The organism is Chitinophaga varians (assembly GCF_012641275.1).
Taxonomy (GTDB): domain Bacteria; phylum Bacteroidota; class Bacteroidia; order Chitinophagales; family Chitinophagaceae; genus Chitinophaga; species Chitinophaga varians_A.
Map to the genome: position 1 here is coordinate 363243 of NZ_JABAIA010000002.1, position 17773 is coordinate 381015.

Annotated in this window: 16 protein-coding genes; 10 read left to right on the plus strand and 6 right to left on the minus strand. The window is 49.1% G+C overall.

What is annotated here, in order from left to right:
* Positions 1-29 precede the first annotated feature (29 nt).
* Positions 30-773 (minus strand): RDD family protein, encoded by a 744-nt coding sequence (locus HGH92_RS16090; protein WP_168871805.1) that lies wholly within the window; start codon positions 771-773, stop codon positions 30-32.
* A gap of 115 nt (positions 774-888) precedes the next feature.
* Here HGH92_RS16090 and HGH92_RS16095 point away from each other — a divergent pair, with 115 nt between their 5' ends.
* The 5 genes from HGH92_RS16095 to HGH92_RS16115 are packed head-to-tail and all read left to right on the plus strand — an operon-like array spanning position 889 to position 6317.
* Positions 889-1884, plus strand: coding sequence for a stage II sporulation protein M (locus tag HGH92_RS16095; RefSeq protein WP_168871806.1), 996 nt, complete (start codon positions 889-891; stop codon positions 1882-1884).
* Between the two features lie 5 nt (positions 1885-1889).
* Positions 1890-2747 (plus strand): DUF4129 domain-containing protein, encoded by an 858-nt coding sequence (locus HGH92_RS16100; RefSeq protein ID WP_168871807.1) that lies wholly within the window; start codon positions 1890-1892, stop codon positions 2745-2747.
* Positions 2744-3973, plus strand: a complete 1230-nt coding sequence (locus HGH92_RS16105; protein WP_168871808.1) for a hypothetical protein — start codon at positions 2744-2746, stop codon at positions 3971-3973. The genes HGH92_RS16100 and HGH92_RS16105 overlap by 4 nt, the downstream gene beginning before the upstream one ends.
* A complete protein-coding gene (locus HGH92_RS16110; RefSeq protein ID WP_168871809.1) occupies positions 3973-4953 on the plus strand; it encodes an AAA family ATPase in 981 nt (326 codons plus the stop codon). The genes HGH92_RS16105 and HGH92_RS16110 overlap by 1 nt, the downstream gene beginning before the upstream one ends.
* Before the next feature lie 11 nt (positions 4954-4964).
* Entirely contained in the window at positions 4965-6317 is a 1353-nt protein-coding gene (locus HGH92_RS16115) for a DUF58 domain-containing protein (protein WP_168871810.1), read from the plus strand.
* Positions 6318-6319: 2 nt separating this feature from the next.
* On the opposite strand, the gene HGH92_RS16120 is transcribed toward HGH92_RS16115, so the two are convergent.
* The 5 genes from HGH92_RS16120 to gatC are packed head-to-tail and all read right to left on the minus strand — an operon-like array spanning position 6320 to position 9228.
* Entirely contained in the window at positions 6320-7003 is a 684-nt protein-coding gene (locus tag HGH92_RS16120; RefSeq protein WP_168871811.1) for a hypothetical protein, read from the minus strand.
* 12 nt (positions 7004-7015) lie between these two features.
* Positions 7016-7603: a riboflavin synthase gene (locus HGH92_RS16125; RefSeq protein WP_168871812.1), complete on the minus strand. Its 588-nt coding sequence runs from the start codon at positions 7601-7603 to the stop codon at positions 7016-7018.
* Positions 7604-7624: 21 nt separating this feature from the next.
* A complete protein-coding gene (locus tag HGH92_RS16130) occupies positions 7625-8185 on the minus strand; it encodes a cob(I)yrinic acid a,c-diamide adenosyltransferase (protein WP_168871813.1) in 561 nt (186 codons plus the stop codon).
* 34 nt (positions 8186-8219) lie between these two features.
* Positions 8220-8933 carry an ABC transporter ATP-binding protein gene (locus HGH92_RS16135; protein WP_168871814.1) on the minus strand — a complete coding sequence of 238 codons (714 nt, stop codon included), beginning with the start codon at positions 8931-8933 and terminating at the stop codon, positions 8220-8222.
* A 4-nt stretch (positions 8934-8937) separates the two neighbouring features.
* Entirely contained in the window at positions 8938-9228 is a 291-nt protein-coding gene (gene gatC, locus HGH92_RS16140; protein WP_168871815.1) for an Asp-tRNA(Asn)/Glu-tRNA(Gln) amidotransferase subunit GatC, read from the minus strand.
* Positions 9229-9414: 186 nt separating this feature from the next.
* Here gatC and trpS point away from each other — a divergent pair, with 186 nt between their 5' ends.
* From trpS to HGH92_RS16165, 5 genes are all read left to right on the plus strand, one after another.
* Positions 9415-10425 carry a tryptophan--tRNA ligase gene (trpS, locus tag HGH92_RS16145; protein WP_168871816.1) on the plus strand — a complete coding sequence of 337 codons (1011 nt, stop codon included), beginning with the start codon at positions 9415-9417 and terminating at the stop codon, positions 10423-10425.
* A gap of 44 nt (positions 10426-10469) precedes the next feature.
* Complete coding sequence (locus HGH92_RS16150; RefSeq protein ID WP_168871817.1) at positions 10470-11105, plus strand: deoxynucleoside kinase; 636 nt, start codon at positions 10470-10472, stop codon at positions 11103-11105.
* A 156-nt stretch (positions 11106-11261) separates the two neighbouring features.
* Positions 11262-12050, plus strand: coding sequence for a hypothetical protein (locus HGH92_RS16155; protein ID WP_168871818.1), 789 nt, complete (start codon positions 11262-11264; stop codon positions 12048-12050).
* Positions 12026-14089, plus strand: coding sequence for a ComEA family DNA-binding protein (locus HGH92_RS16160; protein ID WP_168871819.1), 2064 nt, complete (start codon positions 12026-12028; stop codon positions 14087-14089). The genes HGH92_RS16155 and HGH92_RS16160 overlap by 25 nt, the downstream gene beginning before the upstream one ends.
* Positions 14090-14537: 448 nt before the next feature.
* Positions 14538-17768 (plus strand): SusC/RagA family TonB-linked outer membrane protein, encoded by a 3231-nt coding sequence (locus HGH92_RS16165; protein WP_168871820.1) that lies wholly within the window; start codon positions 14538-14540, stop codon positions 17766-17768.
* Positions 17769-17773: the final 5 nt, after the last annotated feature.

Here is a 17773-nt window from a genome sequence, read left to right on the forward strand (position 1 = left end):
TTCGGCCTTTCTGTTGAATATCATCCACCTCAGTTGTCCCGCGTGGTGTAGTAGTTGTAATCGTTTAATACCGTTTCGAGAAAACCGGTATTGGGCAGGTCGGACTGAATATGCAGCACCTCTTTGACGCGATGTGCCACCTTGGCGGCGAGTACTTCATCTCCGGCCAGCAACGCTTTATCCAGCAGTTCTTTTACCTTGTTCATATCCCGGTCAGACAACCGCATGATCTGCGGAAACTGCGGCTGGTAGTCGGATGCCGACATGTCCCGGAAAATAGTTTCTTCAATGCTGCCCTTACGTTTGGTATTGATCACTATCGTGCCGGCCACCAGATCGCCCAGGCGCTGGTTATAAGCGGTGCGGGACATGGTCACTATCGGAAGGATCACCGGTATAAAAAACAGCCCGGCCATCAGGGGGGATTCTATCATCCGGAATATCCACCGGATAAGGTGCTGGCTCGCGGTAGGCTGATTGCCGGTCAGGCTCACCACTTTCATATGAAGTATTTTTTTACCGGGTGACTGCCCGCCCATGGCTATTTCCGTTACCAGGAAATACAACATGACAGGTATCGTTACCACCAATATGATAAACACCATTCTGGCGTTGGAGGATATATTAAGTGCGCCAATAGCTATAAAAGCCAGCAGGACATATGCGCCCCTGATCCCGAAATCAATGAGCCAGGCGAGAAAACGCGCCATCGCGTCCGCCGTTTCAAATTCGAGGTCAATGTTAAAGGAAGTTGGTATTTTTATGTTGCTCATACTCAAATTTACATATTTGTTTATATATTGTTAAACGATTTAGTATGTTTGCCCGATACTCCCCCTTATACTGTAGGTAGATATCCGGATTCAAAAAAAGGGAATTTGACTCATTATGAGAGAATCGTTGTTTATCAAGAAAAATTTGCCCCGCTGGAAACAGATCCAGGAGGAGCCAACAGAGGACCCCGATGAAATGGCGGAAAGATTTGTTTCCTTACTGGATGATCTCTCTTATGCCAAAACATTCTATAGCTTCAGCAAAGTAACCCGCTATATCAACGGACTGGCAGCCGGTATTTACCAGCGTATTTATCAGAACCGCAAAGAGGAAGTGGGCCGCTTTCAATTATTCTTCCGGTATGAACTGCCGCTGTTGTTCCGGCAGTATCACCGGCTGTTGTTGTTTACGCTTTGTTTTTTCCTGCTGTTCTGTATCATCGGCGCTTTTTCTTCTGCGCACGATGAAACATTTGTCAGGGGGTTTCTGGGAGATGAATATGTAAACATGACAGAACGGAACATCGCGAATAACGACCCTTTCGGCGTATATAAACAGGGCAATCCGTTGCTGATGTTCCTGCAGATAGCGATCAACAATATCCGGGTATCGCTGATGTGTTATGTAGGCGGTATCTTCCTCGGCGCAGGCTCGTTGTACCTGTTGCTGCACAACGGTATTATGCTCGGCGTATTCCAGTATATATTCTTTTCGCATGGCCTGGGCTTCAAGTCCATACTGGTGATCTGGATACACGGAACACTGGAAATATCCAGTATCGTTATTTCCGGCTGCGCAGGAATTATTCTGGGAAAAAGCCTTCTGTTCCCCGGCACCCGCAAGCGGTTGGACTCCTTACGAAAAGGCGCTAAAGATGGTATCAAGATCATGGTGACTTTGATCCCTGTTTTCGTGGTGGCGGCTTTCCTGGAAGGCTTCGTGACCCGCTATACTGAAATGCCGTTGTGGCTTAGTCTTTTTATACTCGCCGGTTCATTGTTTTTTATGATAGGCTACTTCGTTGTGTATCCTATCCGGCTGCACCGTAAAGGGTACCGCCTCAGTGAAAGCGGTAAAGTGATTGTTCCATTGCCCCGTTCAAAGCAGTAATTGTCATGAGAAGCATTTGCAAAAAATATAGCTGGTCGCTGCTGTTGTTATGCCTGTTGGGCATAGCAATGAGGGGGACCGCACAGTCCGTTCCACCACCAACCGACCCGCCTCCGGCGATAGCTGTGCCGGCAGAAGATTCGGCGGCCGTTATTCCACCTGTTGAAACAGCTGCTGGTGAGGAAGGCGCGCAGGCGCAGACCGGGTCTTCTGTTCTGGACCAATATGGAGAAGAAGTAGAGCTCCCCCCGTTTGATAAAAGGGCGGTGCATGAAAATACCATGAGGGAACTGAAAGCAGACGACGACATGCAGTATCGTGATAACCCCGATAAAGACAAAAAAACGACCTCCGGGTTCGGAGAGGGCGTTGCCCGTTTTTTTGCTGCGTTGTTCTATTTTCTTTGGCGGTTTAGCTGGGTAATCCTCATCCTGTTATTAGCAGGGCTTGGTTACCTGTTGTACCGGTTTATGAAAAACAACGACCTGAGCATCTTCCGAAAACCCAAACTGGTAGATGGTCTGGAAGAAATACAGGAAGAAAACCTGCAAAGCGCGTCAGAATACGAAGAAAAAATCCGTGCAGCCATCGCTGCGGGAGAGATAAGACAGGCTATCCGCTGGTGGTACCTGTACACGTTGTTCCAACTGGCCAACCGCCAGCTGATTACTCCCGGCCGGGAAAAAACCAACAACGATTATCTGCGCAGCATGCGGAACACACCTTACTATAAAGCGTTTTCCACATTAACGCTGGACTATGAATATATCTGGTACGGCGGATTTGAAATCAGTGCGGACAACTTCAGGACCATGGACCAGCAGTTCAGGGATTTTAATAACCAATTAGGCAAAGCTTCGTGAAAAACAGGACCACCTATATCATCATCGGCGTTGTATTGCTCCTGGTAATATTGCTGGCTTTTGTCGGCAAAAAGGGAACACTGAACAACGACCGGTTATCTACCAAAATGGAGAAATCATCTTTCTCCAGCAAGGATAAAAAGGCTGGTGGCGCTTATGTGGCCTTCAAAACGCTACCGGAACTTTTTACCCGCCACTCCGTGCAGGTAGTGACCAAACCCTTTGCCACCACCTATGCAAAGGAATCAGAACTGCGTTATGCGTACAACAACTATATCCTGGTGGCCAACGAGCTGTTCACAACGGAGAAAGATGTGGAGGCCATGATGGAATGTGTGTCCATCGGCAACTATCTTTTTCTGAGCGTGAATAAAATTGATCCGTTGCTGGCGAAGAAGCTGAAATGTAAAGTAGTGGAAGGGTACAATTATCAGCCGGGCGTTCCCACCAAAGTACAGGGATATAATGATCAGTCAGTGCCGCTGGACACGACTTACAGCTACAGCGGTATGGTGGCCGGCAGTTATTTTTCTGCTATCGATACCGGCTATACGAAAGTACTGGGCAGCAATTTTAAAGGCAAACCCAACTTCATCCGGGTGGTACACGGGCGCGGCTGCTTTTTTATATCGCTGAACCCTTATACTTTCTCCAACTACTTCCTGCTGGAACAGGATAATGTCGGGGCGCTGGAAACGCAGTTGTCCTACATGCCGGGAGATGCGTCCAATATTTACTGGGACGATTTCTACAGCCACCAGGACAGCGCACAGTCCGGCGATTTCAGCGAATGGCAGGTGCTGATGCGTTATCCTTCGATGCGCTGGGCACTGTGGCTGTCGGTATTGTTGTTATTACTGTATGTGCTTTTTGAAGGAAAAAGAAGACAACGCATCATCCCTGATAAACCTGTGCTGGCCAACAATTCCCTTGAATTTGTGGATGCCATCGGCCAGTTGTATTATCAGCAGCACGATAACTTCAACCTGGCGCATAAAATGATATTGCATCTGTTGGAGTATATCCGTAACCGTTATTATCTGAATACCAATCACCTTAATGCACAGTTCATCGAGGCATTGTCCAAAAAGGCGGCCATGCCTGAGAATGAAGTAAAAGAGCTGATTAATATGGTGCATCATATTCAGCTGGCCGGACAGGTAAGCGACGAGCAACTACAACATTTTTATCAACGCATTCAACATTTTTATTTAAATACGAAATAATGGACATCAATACCTTTCAACCCAGGACTGATTTTACCACCCTGCATGAAGGCGTGGAAGCTATCAGAGCACAGATTGGTCAAGTAATTGTGGGACAGCACCAGATGGTGGACCTGCTGATAGCGGGCCTGCTCACGCAAGGGCATGTACTGATTGAAGGGGTGCCGGGCGTGGCCAAAACACTGACCGCCAAATTGCTGGCACAGTGTATAGACGCTGATTTCTCCAGGATACAGTTCACCCCCGACCTGATGCCGGCTGACGTGTTGGGCACCTCCGTATTCAATCCGCAAACGCGGGAATTTGAATACAAAAAAGGACCCGTCTTCAGCAATATGGTACTGATAGATGAAATCAACCGTGCCCCTGCCAAAACTCAGTCGGCCCTTTTTGAGGTGATGGAAGAAAGGCAGATCACCAACGATGGTACGACTTACCAGCTGGACCGCCCGTTTATGGTAATTGCCACGCAGAACCCGATAGAGCAGGAAGGCACCTATCGTTTGCCGGAAGCACAGCTGGACCGCTTTCTTTTCAAAGTGGAGGTGAAATACCCCGACCTGAAGGAAGAAGTGGCAGTGCTGCAAAATGTACAACGGCTGAACGGCGCTACAGACCTGTCTACAGTAATAGCGAAAGTAGTGACGGCCACACAGATGATCGAATTCCAGAACCTGGTGCGCCAGGTAAGGATAGACGAAAAGCTGTTGCACTATATCGCTTCCATTATCCAGGAAACCCGTATGAACGCATCCTTGTACCTGGGCGCTTCACCGCGTGCATCCATTGCCGTTATGAACTGCGCCAAAGCCATGGCTGCCATGCGTAACCGGGACTTTGTGGTGCCTGATGACATCGTGGAAATGATCCCCCACGTATTGCGTCACCGCATTATGCTGACACCGGAAAAAGAAATGGAAGGTATCCGTACGGACGATGTGATCGCACAGATCATCAAGATGGTAGAGGTTCCCAGATAAGCTGATTGTATATGTCTTCAACTGTAAAAAACAACTTGTATCAGCAGCTGTTTTTCAGCAATCGCCTGTACATGGGACTGGGGGCCAACATCCTGTTGTTCATCATTTCCTTTTTTGTACCGGGGCTGTTCAATGTTGCCATATTGATTTTTGTGGTACTGCTGGTATTACTGGTGCTGGACATGATATTGCTGGTGCTGAGACCGGCCAATATCTTCCAGGCCGTGCGTACAGCCAGTCCCCGCTTTAGTAACGGGGATGAAAACGACGTAGTGGTCGCCTGCACCAACCGTTATCCTTTTCCGGTGTCTGCAACACTGGTGGAAGAGCTGCCATTCCAGTTCCAGGACCGTAATTTCGCTATGAAAGCGAAGTTGGGCGCCGGTGAAGCGTATGAATTCAGGTATAAGCTGCGTCCTGTGGAAAGAGGCGTATATCATTTCGGATATACCTATATTTTTGTACAGAGCGCGCTGGGTATCGTTAACCGCCGCTTCGTCTTCAACACCGAACAGGATGTGCAGGTGTATCCCAGCTTTCAGCAGTTGCGGCATTTCTCCCTGTATTCCTATATGAACCGGCTCAATGAGATAGGGGTGCATAAACGTCGTGTAATTGGCCACAGTATGGAGTTTGATCATATCAAGCCGTATACGAAGGGGGATGATGTGCGTATGCTCAACTGGAAAGCGACCGCCCGTTCCGGTAACCTGATGGTAAACAACTATGTGGAAGAAAAATCACAGCAGGTATACTGTGTGATCGACAAGGGACGTACCATGAAGATGCCTTTTGACGGACTGACGTTGTTGGACTATGCCATCAATGCTTCGCTGGTATTCAGCAATGTGGCGTTAGGCAAAGGCGACAGGGCAGGACTGGTAACGTATAATGAAGGTGCCGTGGAAGTGTTGCCGGCGAGCAATAAAAAAGTGCAGCTCAACAAGATACTGGAGTTGTTGTATTCGCAGGAAACACAATGGAAGGAGAGTGACCTGGAAGCATTAAGCGTACAGTTACGCAGTCATTTATCACAACGTTCCCTGCTGATATTATTCACCAATTTTGAATCGATGTCCAGCCTGCAGCGGCAGCTGCCTTATCTGCGGCGGCTGGCGAAGTACCACCTGGTGCTGGTCGTGTTTTTTGAGAATACGGAACTGAAGCGGATAACAGAGCAGGAGGCCGTGGACGTGGAAGCTATTTACAAGCAGACTATTGCGCAGAAGTTTGCCTACGATAAGAAACTGATCGTGAAAGAGCTGGCCAAATACGGCATTATGTCTTTATTGAGTACGCCGGAGCATCTGACGCTGAATGTGGTCAACAAATACCTGGAGCTGAAGGCGCGTACGCTGATTTAATGTTATTGACGCCGGCCCCGTGGCCTTGTCTGTCCCGGTGGGGGCGGCAGTTCGGGGTCGGGCATTATTTTGACAGGTACTTCTGAACGGATATACAGGTTGGGGTTGGCTTTGTACCATGCTTCCATCATCACTGCCTTTGCCGTATCATTTTGTTCCACCAATACATCCTGACCGATAACGGTACCGGCAGAAGTCCGGAACCGCAGTTGTACGGTATCCAGCGGCAGTACCCGCCCGCTGCTGAATTTCCCCTCTACGTTCATATAATAGCGGATGTTACGTTTAATGCTGTCCGCATAATGGTTGAAACGCATACCTACCAGGTAAGGCAGGGTCAGTGTATTTGACAGGGACGTATTTCCTTCCCCGTTAACGGTAATGGTTACACGATAATGGTCCTTTACCAGTTGCATGCGGTTGAAATAAAGGATACCGTCCCGGATATTGCCGTTGGACGTGCTGACCTGTATTTTATTCCAGCGGAGGTTGCCGCGCAACATGCCGGTGGTTTGGCGGCTGCTGCTGTCGCTATATACGAGTTCCACGCCGACAGGCACCCGGTCATAGAGTTCGGACACGGCGGTGGTATCGTACCACACGTTGATACGTGCCACTTTTGTCTGTTGGGCATGTGCCAGCAGTGTGAGCAGCAGAGATATGGACAGCAGCAGGTGTTTTTTCAAAGTCTTTATTGTTTATCGCACCGCCATTTGTCTGGCTACGTATTTACCCAGAATATCAAACTCCAGGTTAACGAGGTGTCCGGGGTGCATGAATTGTACGTTGGTGAATGCGAACGTATATGGTATAATGGCCACAGAAAATTCTTTCTCCGTGATATCGAATACGGTAAGGCTGATGCCATTCATGCAGATGCTTCCTTTTTCCACTATCAGGCCGGCGTTGGCGGTAGGATAGGTGAAGCGGTACAGCCAGCTGCCGTTTTGCTCCTGGCGGGAAACGCAGGTGCCGGTGCCATCCACGTGGCCTTGCACGAGGTGCCCGTCTATACGGCCGTTGAAGACCATGGCCCTTTCCAGGTTGACTTTAGCGCCTGGCACCAGCAGTGACAGATTGGTTTTCTGTAACGTTTCCGCGACAGCTACCACTTCGTAGGTATCGCCCTGAATGTTGGTAACGGTAAGGCATACACCGTTATGGGAAACGCTCTGGTCTATTTTGAGTTCACCGGCAATGGACGACTTGATATTGATAATGAGATTACCGCCGTCTTTGCGGGTGGACATAACTTCTCCTGTTGTTTCAATGATTCCTGTGAACATGCAGCGAATTTAAGAAAAAAACTATACCCTTGGTTTCCAGGGGATTTCTTCCACGCCCAGCTTGTGGCCGGTCCAGCGGGCCAATACAAAGAGGTAGTCACTCAGGCGGTTGATGTATTTAAGGACCAGCGGTTCGATGAACATCTCCTGTTCCTGCATGCCTACGCAGAGCCTTTCAGTGCGGCGGCATACACAGCGGGCGATATGGCAGGTGGACACGGCCACATGTCCGCCTGGCAGAATGAAGTGTTTCATGGGGGGCAGTTCTTCATTCATTTTATCGATGCTGGTTTCCAGCAGTAGGATATCTGCTTCGTGGAGGTCGGGGATGCGCATTTTCGTTTCTTTGTCCGGATCGCAGGCGAGCGCTGCGCCGACGGTGAACAGGCGGTCCTGTATTTCCTTCAGCAGTGTTTTGGTGTCCGGATCTGCCATGTAATCGTTGACCAGACCGATATAGGAGTTCAGTTCGTCTACGGTGCCATAGGCATCTATGCGGAGATCGCTCTTGGGTACTTTGGTACCGCCTATCAGGGAGGTTTTGCCTTTATCCCCTGTTTTGGTGTATATTTTAAGAGACATGTCTTTTTTCTGCAAAATACGAATTACGCAGCGGTCATGATTTGAGCAGGGCTTCTTTTTTCTCGTTGACCCTGTCAGACTCGATGACACCGTCTCTCAGGCGGATGATCCTTCTGGCGTGATCGGCAATATCTTCTTCGTGCGTCACCAGTACGACGGTGTTGCCCGAAGCGTGGATGCTACCGAATATGTCCATGATTTCGATGGAGGTTTTGGTATCGAGGTTACCGGTCGGTTCATCGGCCAGGATGAGGGAGGGATCGTTCACGAGGGCACGGGCGATGGCCACACGCTGGCACTGTCCACCAGACAGTTCGTTGGGTTTGTGTTTGTAACGGTCGCCCAGTTTTACTCTTTCGAGCATTTCGCGGGCTTTTTCCTCCCTTTCTTTTTTACCGATACCTGCGTAGATGAGGGGGATGGCCACATTTTCGAGAGCGGTAAGGCGGGGCATGAGGTTGAACTGTTGGAAAACGAAGCCGATTTCTTTACCGCGAACGCCGGCCAGGTCGTTGTCTGCCATGGTGCTGACGTCGTGGCCGCTCAGGATATATTTGCCGGCGGTGGGGGAGTCCAGGCATCCGAGAATGTTCATCAGCGTGGATTTACCGGAGCCGGAAGGTCCCATCAGGGCAACATACTCGTTTTTAAAGATGTCCAGGGATACCCCCTTCAGTACCGGTAGCTCATTTTTACCTAAAAAATAGCTTTTTCTGATGTCTTCCAGGTGGATAACGGACTTTTGCATGTGGTTATTTCTTTATGACTTTCGGTACCTCAAAGTATTCAGAGGTGGCCGCAGGTGCGTTTTGAAGGCCTTCTTCCCGGGTGATGGTGGTCGTCACCTTGTCTTCCCGGAAAACATTATAGTCAGCAGTAAGATGTAACAACGGTTTTACATCGGTAGTGTCCAGTTCATTGAGTTTCTCCACAAAGGTGATCATCCGCTGAAGGTCGCCACGGATGGCGGTTTTCTCCTGCTCGTTGAATTCCAGTCTGGCGAGGTCGGCTAACTGTTGTACCAGGGCGTCGTTCACTTCCATAATCAAATTAAATCAAAAAATAATAAAATGTAATAGCCAAAATGATGGTATATCAAAAATAGGGATAAACGGAGAGCTTTCAGCTGCCTGCCATCGCCTTTTTGCACATTTTATGATATTTTTTTACAGATCAGCAGGCAAGGGAATATTAAAAGCTAACAGCTATTCTTTAAATTGCGCCCTGTTATGGCTACAGAAAAAGAAATTGTGGTGAGCGGCATACGCCCCACCGGTTATTTGCATTTAGGCAATTATTTTGGCGCGATCCGTAATTATATCCGGATGCAGGAAGAGTTTGACTGCTACTTTTTTGTGGCGGACTGGCATTCGCTGACGACCCATCCGAACCCGAAAGACCTGCAAGCCAATGTGATGCGGGTGCTGGCGGAAAACATCGCTTCCGGCCTCGACCCGGAAAAAGTGACCCTGTACGCCCAAAGCCATGTACCGGAAATAGCAGAGCTGTATCTGCTGATGAATATGCTGGCTTATAAAGGTGAGCTGGAAAAAGTACCTACGTTTAAAGACAAGGTAAGATTGCAGCCCGAAAACGTGAACGCCGGCCTGTTGACCTATCCGGTGCTCATGAGCGTGGACATTCTTATTCAACGTGCCGTGAAAGTGCCGGTGGGCAAAGACCAGGGACAACACCTGGAAATGGCCCGCAACTTCGCGCAGCGTTTTAATAACCGTTATGGTGAGCTGTTCCCTGAACCGGTGGCTTTCAACTATGGTGATAACCTTGTGCGTATTCTGAGCCTCGATGGTAAAGGTGGTAAAATGAGCAAGAGTGAAAATGAAATGTCTACCATTTACCTGTCAGACGATGATGAAAAGATCCGTCAGAAATTGAAAAAGGCTAAAACCGACAGTGGCAGCGGCATACCCGGCGAACCTATGCCGGAATCCGTAGCTAACCTGGTTGAAATCATGAAACTGGTATCTGCTCCTGATACCGTTCAGTTTTATGTTGATGCTTTTAATGCCGGCACCATCCGCTATGGAGATATGAAAACACAGCTGGGAGAAGATATGGTGAAATTTATTGCACCTATCCGCGAAAAAGCGAAAGACTTGCAGGAAAATCGCGCTTATCTGCATAAGATCATGAAAGAAGGAGCTGAAAAAGCACGGGCAAATGCGGCACAAACTTTGCAACAGGCGAGAAATCTCATTGGTTTAAACTATTTTGAGTAACCACAACTGTCAGCATTTTTCAGTATTCACGACCTTTCATTAGCATGGCAAAACAAAATAAAATCAAACATATCGCGATCGCCGGCAATATCGGCGCGGGTAAAACCACCCTCACCGAAATGCTCTGCCGCCATTACAAATGGCATCCGCAGTATGAAGATGTAGAGCACAACCCATATCTGAACGATTTTTATGAGGATATGCCCCGTTGGTCTTTTAACCTGCAGGTATATTTCTTAAACGGCAGGCTGAAACAGCTGCTCGAAATCCAGAATGGAAAAGAGACAGTGATACAGGACCGCACTATCTACGAGGACGCGCATATTTTCGCGCCCAACCTGTATGAGATGGGACTGATGACCAAAAGGGATTTTGATAACTATTTCAACTTCTTTCAGACGCTGAAAAGTATGGTGAAACCACCGGACCTGCTGATTTACCTGCAGGCGTCCGTGCCCACGCTGGTAGCACAGATACAGAAAAGAGGAAGGGAATATGAGGAAAATATCCGGCTCGACTATCTCAAACGGCTAAACGAATATTACAACAACTGGATTGAAAAATATGATGAAGGTCCTTTGCTGGTGATTGATATTGATAAAAATAAATTCCCCGAGAGCGATGAAGACCTCGGAGAAATCATTTCAAAAATAGATTCCCAGCTGCACGGACTTTTCTGATCCTTACGGCAACAGCTTATTACGCCCCGTCTGGCAACTGCCAGGCGGGGTTTTTATTTTCCGGGAAATTTTTTTACGCGTTTAGAAGTGGTTAACATTTGCTATTTTTTAGTGGTGTATGTTTGTCGTACAGGAATTGTTTGTTAAAACCCCGCTATGAAACCATTGTTACTGACCATTGTTTGTGTGTCATACTTTCTGATGACGTATGCACAGTCTTTATCCATGCCGGCCGGCAAAGATGCTGCTGCAGGCAGTTACAGCCGTCATTTTCAGCAGGTGGCTTCCGCTGCTTATCAACCCGCCGGGTTGTCTTGTCTGCACGCCTTTACAGCAGGCGTTTATGCAGAACAGCGTTTTTTATTACAGGAGATACCGCTTTACCAGGCTATGGCAGCTATCCCCGCAGGGGCCGGTGCGTTTGGTTTACAGCTGATGCGCTTAGGCAGCGGCGTTTATTACCGGCAGCAGGCTGCACTGGCCTATGGCATGCGGCTGGGACGGAATGCCGGAATAGGGCTGCAGGGCAGTTACCTCACAGAAGCGATAACCGGTTATGGCAGTCGCGGTGGCGTGGCCGTTACCGGCGGCCTGTTATGGCATGCCGGTGAGCAGTGGCATACCGGCGTCCGTATCAGCCATTCCCGGCCAGGGACGACCATATACAGCGCCGGTATTGGTTTTGAGGCATCCTCCGCTTTTTTACTGAGTGCCGAAATAGGAAAAGCCGACAATGAAACCGCCTGGCTGAAAGCAACAGCCAGCTACCGGATCGTTCCGCCGCTGGCATTGCAATGGGGATTTGCCACCTGTGCGCCCTTTCAGCATGCGGGTATCACCATTCATTGGCATATGCTGCAGATCATGTTTGCAGCCGGCTTTCACCCTCAACTGGGCATCACCCCTTCAACCACTATCATATGGCAGCGGGATGGTACAGAATAACCGTGATATGGCTGCTGTTGTGTGGTAGCTGGGAGAAGGCGGCAGCCAGACAGGTAACGGAACTGCCTGCCGTCATGGAAAATGCGCTGGAAAAAGAAACGGCCGCAACAGACGCCGCATCAGACGATGATGAGGACTGGCAGCAGCTGGAAGATTTTATGCGGCATAAAATACAGCTGAACACTGCTGATGGCGCCACGTTGCAGTCGTTAGGAATACTGACGGCCATACAGGTGCAGGAGTTCCTCACTTACCGGCGCCTTTTGGGCAACTTGGTCAGTATCTATGAACTCCAGGCAGTGCCGGGGTTTGAACCGGAGGTGATACGACAGTTGTTGCCCTATGTGAAAGTAGGCAATGACCTTATGCCGCATTACAGCCTGCATGATTATCTGCATAAAGGCGGCCATACTGCCATGTTACGGTACGGCCGTCAGCTGGAAAAGCCCCGCGGCTATCAGAGCACTGCCACCGCACCGCCAGCCTATCAGGGCGGTCCGGACAAGGTACTGCTGCGTTACCGGTATAGTTTTCCGCGTTATGTCAGTTGGGGCGTCACCATGGAGAAAGATGCAGGTGAGCCGTGGAGCGGGTTTCCGAAGCAGTATGGGTTTGACTATTACAGTGCGCATCTGTTTGTCCGTAATGTATGTGGGCTGAAGACCATCGCCCTGGGAGATTACACAGTGAACCTTGGACAGGGATTGTTGCAGTGGCAGGCGCATGCCTATGGTAAAGGAGCGGCTGCCATGCAGGTAAAGCGGGAAGGTGATATCCTGCGGCCACACACTTCCGCCGGGGAAAATAATTTCTTCCGGGGCGCGGCCGCCACCTGGGAGCAGCGGGCGTGGCAGGCCACGGCCTTCGTGTCGCTGCGGCGGCTGGACGGTACGCTGTCTGCCGATGACGATCAGGATGCGGTAAGTGCCACTGCCTTGCAGCGTAGCGGTTATCACCGTACGTTGGCGGAACTGTCACGCAAGGGAGCGGTGCAACAGTGGAGCGGCGGCGGGAGTGTCCGTTATCAGCAGCATCGCTGGCAGCTGGGCGCCAATATCGTTAGTCACCGTCTTAACCCTGGTCTACAACGGGAACTGAAACCGTACAGCCAGTTTGATTTCACCGGTACGCAGCTGACCGGCGCCAGCATGGATTATGCGGCATACTGGAAAAATGTTCATCTGTTTGGGGAGGTGGCCGCCAGCGATAACGGCAGGCCTGCCATCGTGCAGGGCGCACTGGCCAGTGTGGCGCCCATGGTGGACGTGGCCATGGTGTACCGGTATTATGATAAAGCATACCAGTCATTTTACACCAGCAGCTTCGGGGATGGCTCCCGGACCGTGAATGAACAGGGATGGTACACAGGTGTCAGCATGTTGCTCAGCAATCGCTGGAAGGTAGACGGCTATGCAGACTTCTTCCGCTTTCCCTGGCTGAAATACCGCGCGGATGCACCTTCAGGCGGGCATGATTTTTCAGTACAGGCGGTATACACGCCCAATAAACGAAAACGACTGTCACTGCGGATCACGAATGCCACCCATGCGGAAAACAGAAAAGCCGCAGGCAATGCGCTGAGCGTACTGACGGATGTAACATCAACGCATCTACGTTTGCAGGGTGAAAGCACCTATGGCCGCAGCTGGCAGTTCAGGTCAAGGGCAGAGTACAGCATGTATGCAGCGGATACCGGCAGGAAAACAGGGTGGCTGGCATACCTGGAGGCGGCATGGCATCCGCGTGCCTGCCCGCTGGCGATCAATGCAAGACTTACCCGTTTTGGAACGGCAGACTATAACACACGGATATACGCTTATGAGCGTAGCGTATTATATGATAACGCCGTCTCAATGTTATATGGAGATGGTTGGCAGTACTACCTGAACGCGAAGTGGAAAATAAACCGTCGTTTGTCCTGCTGGCTGCGAATACATCAGGTGATATACCTCGGTCAGCAAACCATCGGGACAGGACAGGAGATGGTCACCGGTGACAGAAAAACCTTTTTTCAGTTTCAACTGCTCCAGTCATGGTAAGCAGTCCTCCAATCGGTATTAATTTTTATTCTCGTAAATGAATGATTGTTAGTTGATTAGGTACTTTGGGATCTTTGCTGTTAAAAAAATGTTAACCCGCAAAGGGGCTAGAAAGGTTTTTTTTTATAACTTGGGGATGTTCAACCAAAATCTAAATCTTAAAAACTAAACTATCAATGAGGCGCTTTTACCTTTAAAAAAGCTGTGCCCTTAGCAATGGCTATTCCAACTTGCTAGTCTTATTTGCTTGTTTGCTCGTTTGCTTGTGACTATATGCGATTATAGAAATGGTTTTTGCTGTCTATCGTACGTTTAATCAAAGCCTGATCAGAAGTTATTTATGCCGTTAGCGGTATATACAATTGTATTGTATATGCCAGGTCTATGACAACGATATAATGCTGGACGCTTGTCCACTTTCTTTTTCAACCAAAATTTGAATCTTTTTATGAAAAAGGTTTTACTCCTTTTTGCCATGCCCATGGCAATTGTCAGCCTGACTTATGCCCAGGAACGGCAGGTATCAGGTACAGTAAAGGGCAGTGACGGAAGCCCGGTACTTATGGCTACCATACAGATTAAAGGCACCACCACCGGCACTACTACCGACAGACAGGGAAATTTCCACCTCACGGTAAAAGACGCTAATGCAGTGCTTGTGGTGAGAAGCGTTGGCTTCCTCACCCGCGAAGTGACCGTTGGTGATAATCCTACTCTCAATATCGTCTTGCCGGTAGATACCAAAGCTTTGCAGGAAGTAGTGGTAACGGCCCTGGGTATACGCCAGGAGAAAAAAGCGCTTGGCTACGCTGCCCAGGATGTTAAAGGCGAAGAATTAGTCAGAACAGCTCCTTCCAACCCTCTTAGTGCCCTTTCCGGTAAAGTAGCCGGCGCCAGTATCGTGACCGCTTCCGGTACGCCTGGCGCCCCGGTGAGAGTACAGCTCCGTGGTGCAACGACCATCATGGGTAGCAACCAGCCATTATTTGTAATTGATGGTTTACCGGTGGACAATACAGAAACCAATACCTCCAGCGATGGCGGAGGCACCGCCGGTGTACTGCAATCCAACAGAATGGTGGACATCAACCCTGATGACGTGGAAAATATCACTATGCTGAAAGGGCCTGCTGCCGCAGCATTGTATGGTAGCATGGCATCCAACGGTGCTGTGATCATCACCACCAAAAAAGGAAAAAGAAATCCTGACGGCAGGTCATTTAATATCTCTTATGGTATTACTGTCAACTTCGACAAGGTAAGCCAGCTGCCGGAAAGACAAAACAAATATGCACAGGGTTACGGTGATCTTTCCCATCCGGGTGATGACGGCGGACCTAAAGCTTATTCTTTCGGACCGGCCATAGATACACTCGTATTTGACGGCAAACCATACCTGTGGGATAAAAATGGTATGCTGGTAGGCAGAAGCCAGAACCCTGGCGGTAAAGCGGCTATCGCTTACGATCCTTACCAGTTCTTCCGGACAGGCGTAGGTACACAGAACAACCTGGCCATCAGCGGCGCTACGCCCAATCTGACATACCGCGTGTCTGCTTCCATCTACAATCAGAAGGGGATGATCCCACTCACAGATTTTAAGAAGAACACTATCGCTTTCTCAACGGACTATAAATTCTCTGATAAGTTCAGCATGTTCAGCACAATGAACTATGTTAATTCAGGCGGCCGCCGCGCGCAGCAGGGCAGTAACCTGAGCGGTATCATGCTGGGCCTTCTGAGAACAACGCCTACATTCGATAACTCCAACGGCGCTTCTGATCCTACCGATCCTTCGGCTTATCTCCTCGGTGATAACAGCGGTGACCAGCGCAGCTACCGCGGCAGAGGTATCTATGACAACCCTTACTGGACTGTCAATATGAACCCTTTTAAAGACAACGTACAACGTTTCTTTGGCACGGTGGGCGGCGTTTACAAGCCTTTTGAGTGGTTGAGTATTACTGAAAGGTTTGGAGGCGATTATTCCCTGGACAATCGTAAACAGATCTATTCCAAAGGCTCCGGTGGTTTCCCCGACGGACAATATTTTGAAGATCAGCTTAGCACCCTGGTTATCAACAATGACCTGTTTGCTACGTTCACTAAAAAATCAGGCAACTTTGACTATTCCTTCCTCGTTGGTCAAAACGTGTACGATTATAAAACCAAGTACCTGCATACACAGGGCGATGGACTAAGCGGCAACGACTTTCAGGGCATTACCAACACTGGTAGCAATACTTTATCTATCGCAAATACCCAGCAACGCAGAGTGGCTTTCTATGGTAAAGCAAACGTAGCGTTCAACAATTACCTGTTCCTGGAACTGACCGGTCGTTACGAAGGTAACAGCACCTTGCCGGTGAAAAATCAGTTCTTCTTTTATCCCTCTGCCAGCCTCGGCTATGTGTTTACCGAAGGGCTGAAAATAAAGAGCGATGTGTTGTCCTATGGTAAAGTGCGTGTGGCCTTTTCCAGTGTAGGCCGTGGTCTCAATCCATATAGCCTGCAAACGTACTATGCACGTACTGCGCCTATTGACGGATGGACCAATGGTATTGTTTTCCCGTATAATGGCCTGGTAGGGTATTCCAAAAGCAGCACACTGGGCAATCCCAATCTGACCGCAGAAAAAACCAATCAGTTTGAAACAGGTGCGGAATTGCGCTTCTTTGACAATCGTGTAACAGTTGATTACACCTACTATAAAGGTAAAAGTAAAGGCTTGTTAAATCAGGTAAATATAGCGCCCAGCAGTGGTTATGGCTCCGCCTTTCTGAATGCTGCCTCTATGGAAAACCATGGTCATGAGTTGACGGTAGGCATCACGCCGGTCCGTAGCAAAAACCTGGACTGGACCCTGACATTCAACTATGCCCAGAACAGGAACAAGGTACTGGCGCTGGCTGAAGGTATTGACCGCTTCGACTTCAACGGCTTCACCGGTATTTTCGTTTCTGCTATCGTAGGTAAACAATATGGTTCCCTTTATGGCACCGGTTACCTGAAAGACGCACAGGGCCGCCTGGTTATTAATGATCAGGGCACGCCAGGCGATGGTTCTTACGGCTATCCGATCGTATATGATCCGTTGCAGTACCTGGGCGATGTAAACCCCAAATGGTCCGGCTCTGTAGGAAACATGTTCAACTTCAAAGGTATTATCCTCAGTTTCCTGATTGAAACCAAACAAGGTCAGAGTATGTGGAATGGCACCTGGGGCGCTATGACCAACTTTGGTACCAGTGCCAATACACTCGCCAGAGGTACTCAAACCACCTTTGATGGTGTAAAAGGACACCTGGACGGTAGCAATAATCTCGTTACCAAAGGAGAGAAAAACGATATCAAGGCTGATCTGAACGCTGACTATTACAGCGGTGTCGGCAGCGGCTTTGTGGTAAATGAGCCATTTATCCAGGATGCCAGCTGGGTAAGGCTGCGCGAAGTGTCTATCGGTTACAGGCTGACAGGCTCCAAAGTCTTCAAAAAACAGAAACCATGGTTCAATGCAGTAACGCTGACGGCTATAGGAAGAAACCTCTGGCTGCATACCAAATACACCGGCGTAGATCCTGAAACAAGTCTTTTCGGTACGCAGGAAGCACAAGGATTTGATTACTTCAACAACCCTGGCTCCAAAACCTACGGCTTCAGTGCAAAATTTGAGTTCTAATTGAA

Coding starts and splice junctions, on each gene's coding strand:
- HGH92_RS16135 (WP_168871814.1), bottom strand. CDS start 8,933: ATGCAAAAGTCCGTTATCCACCTGGAAGACATCAGAAAAAGCTATTTT.
- HGH92_RS16150 (WP_168871817.1), top strand. CDS start 10,470: ATGGCAAAACAAAATAAAATCAAACATATCGCGATCGCCGGCAATATC.
- HGH92_RS16130 (WP_168871813.1), bottom strand. CDS start 8,185: ATGTCTCTTAAAATATACACCAAAACAGGGGATAAAGGCAAAACCTCC.
- HGH92_RS16165 (WP_168871820.1), top strand. CDS start 14,538: ATGAAAAAGGTTTTACTCCTTTTTGCCATGCCCATGGCAATTGTCAGC.
- HGH92_RS16095 (WP_168871806.1), top strand. CDS start 889: ATGAGAGAATCGTTGTTTATCAAGAAAAATTTGCCCCGCTGGAAACAG.
- trpS (WP_168871816.1), top strand. CDS start 9,415: ATGGCTACAGAAAAAGAAATTGTGGTGAGCGGCATACGCCCCACCGGT.
- HGH92_RS16110 (WP_168871809.1), top strand. CDS start 3,973: ATGGACATCAATACCTTTCAACCCAGGACTGATTTTACCACCCTGCAT.
- gatC (WP_168871815.1), bottom strand. CDS start 9,228: ATGGAAGTGAACGACGCCCTGGTACAACAGTTAGCCGACCTCGCCAGA.
- HGH92_RS16160 (WP_168871819.1), top strand. CDS start 12,026: ATGGCAGCGGGATGGTACAGAATAACCGTGATATGGCTGCTGTTGTGT.
- HGH92_RS16125 (WP_168871812.1), bottom strand. CDS start 7,603: ATGTTCACAGGAATCATTGAAACAACAGGAGAAGTTATGTCCACCCGC.
- HGH92_RS16090 (WP_168871805.1), bottom strand. CDS start 773: ATGAGCAACATAAAAATACCAACTTCCTTTAACATTGACCTCGAATTT.
- HGH92_RS16155 (WP_168871818.1), top strand. CDS start 11,262: ATGAAACCATTGTTACTGACCATTGTTTGTGTGTCATACTTTCTGATG.
- HGH92_RS16100 (WP_168871807.1), top strand. CDS start 1,890: ATGAGAAGCATTTGCAAAAAATATAGCTGGTCGCTGCTGTTGTTATGC.
- HGH92_RS16115 (WP_168871810.1), top strand. CDS start 4,965: ATGTCTTCAACTGTAAAAAACAACTTGTATCAGCAGCTGTTTTTCAGC.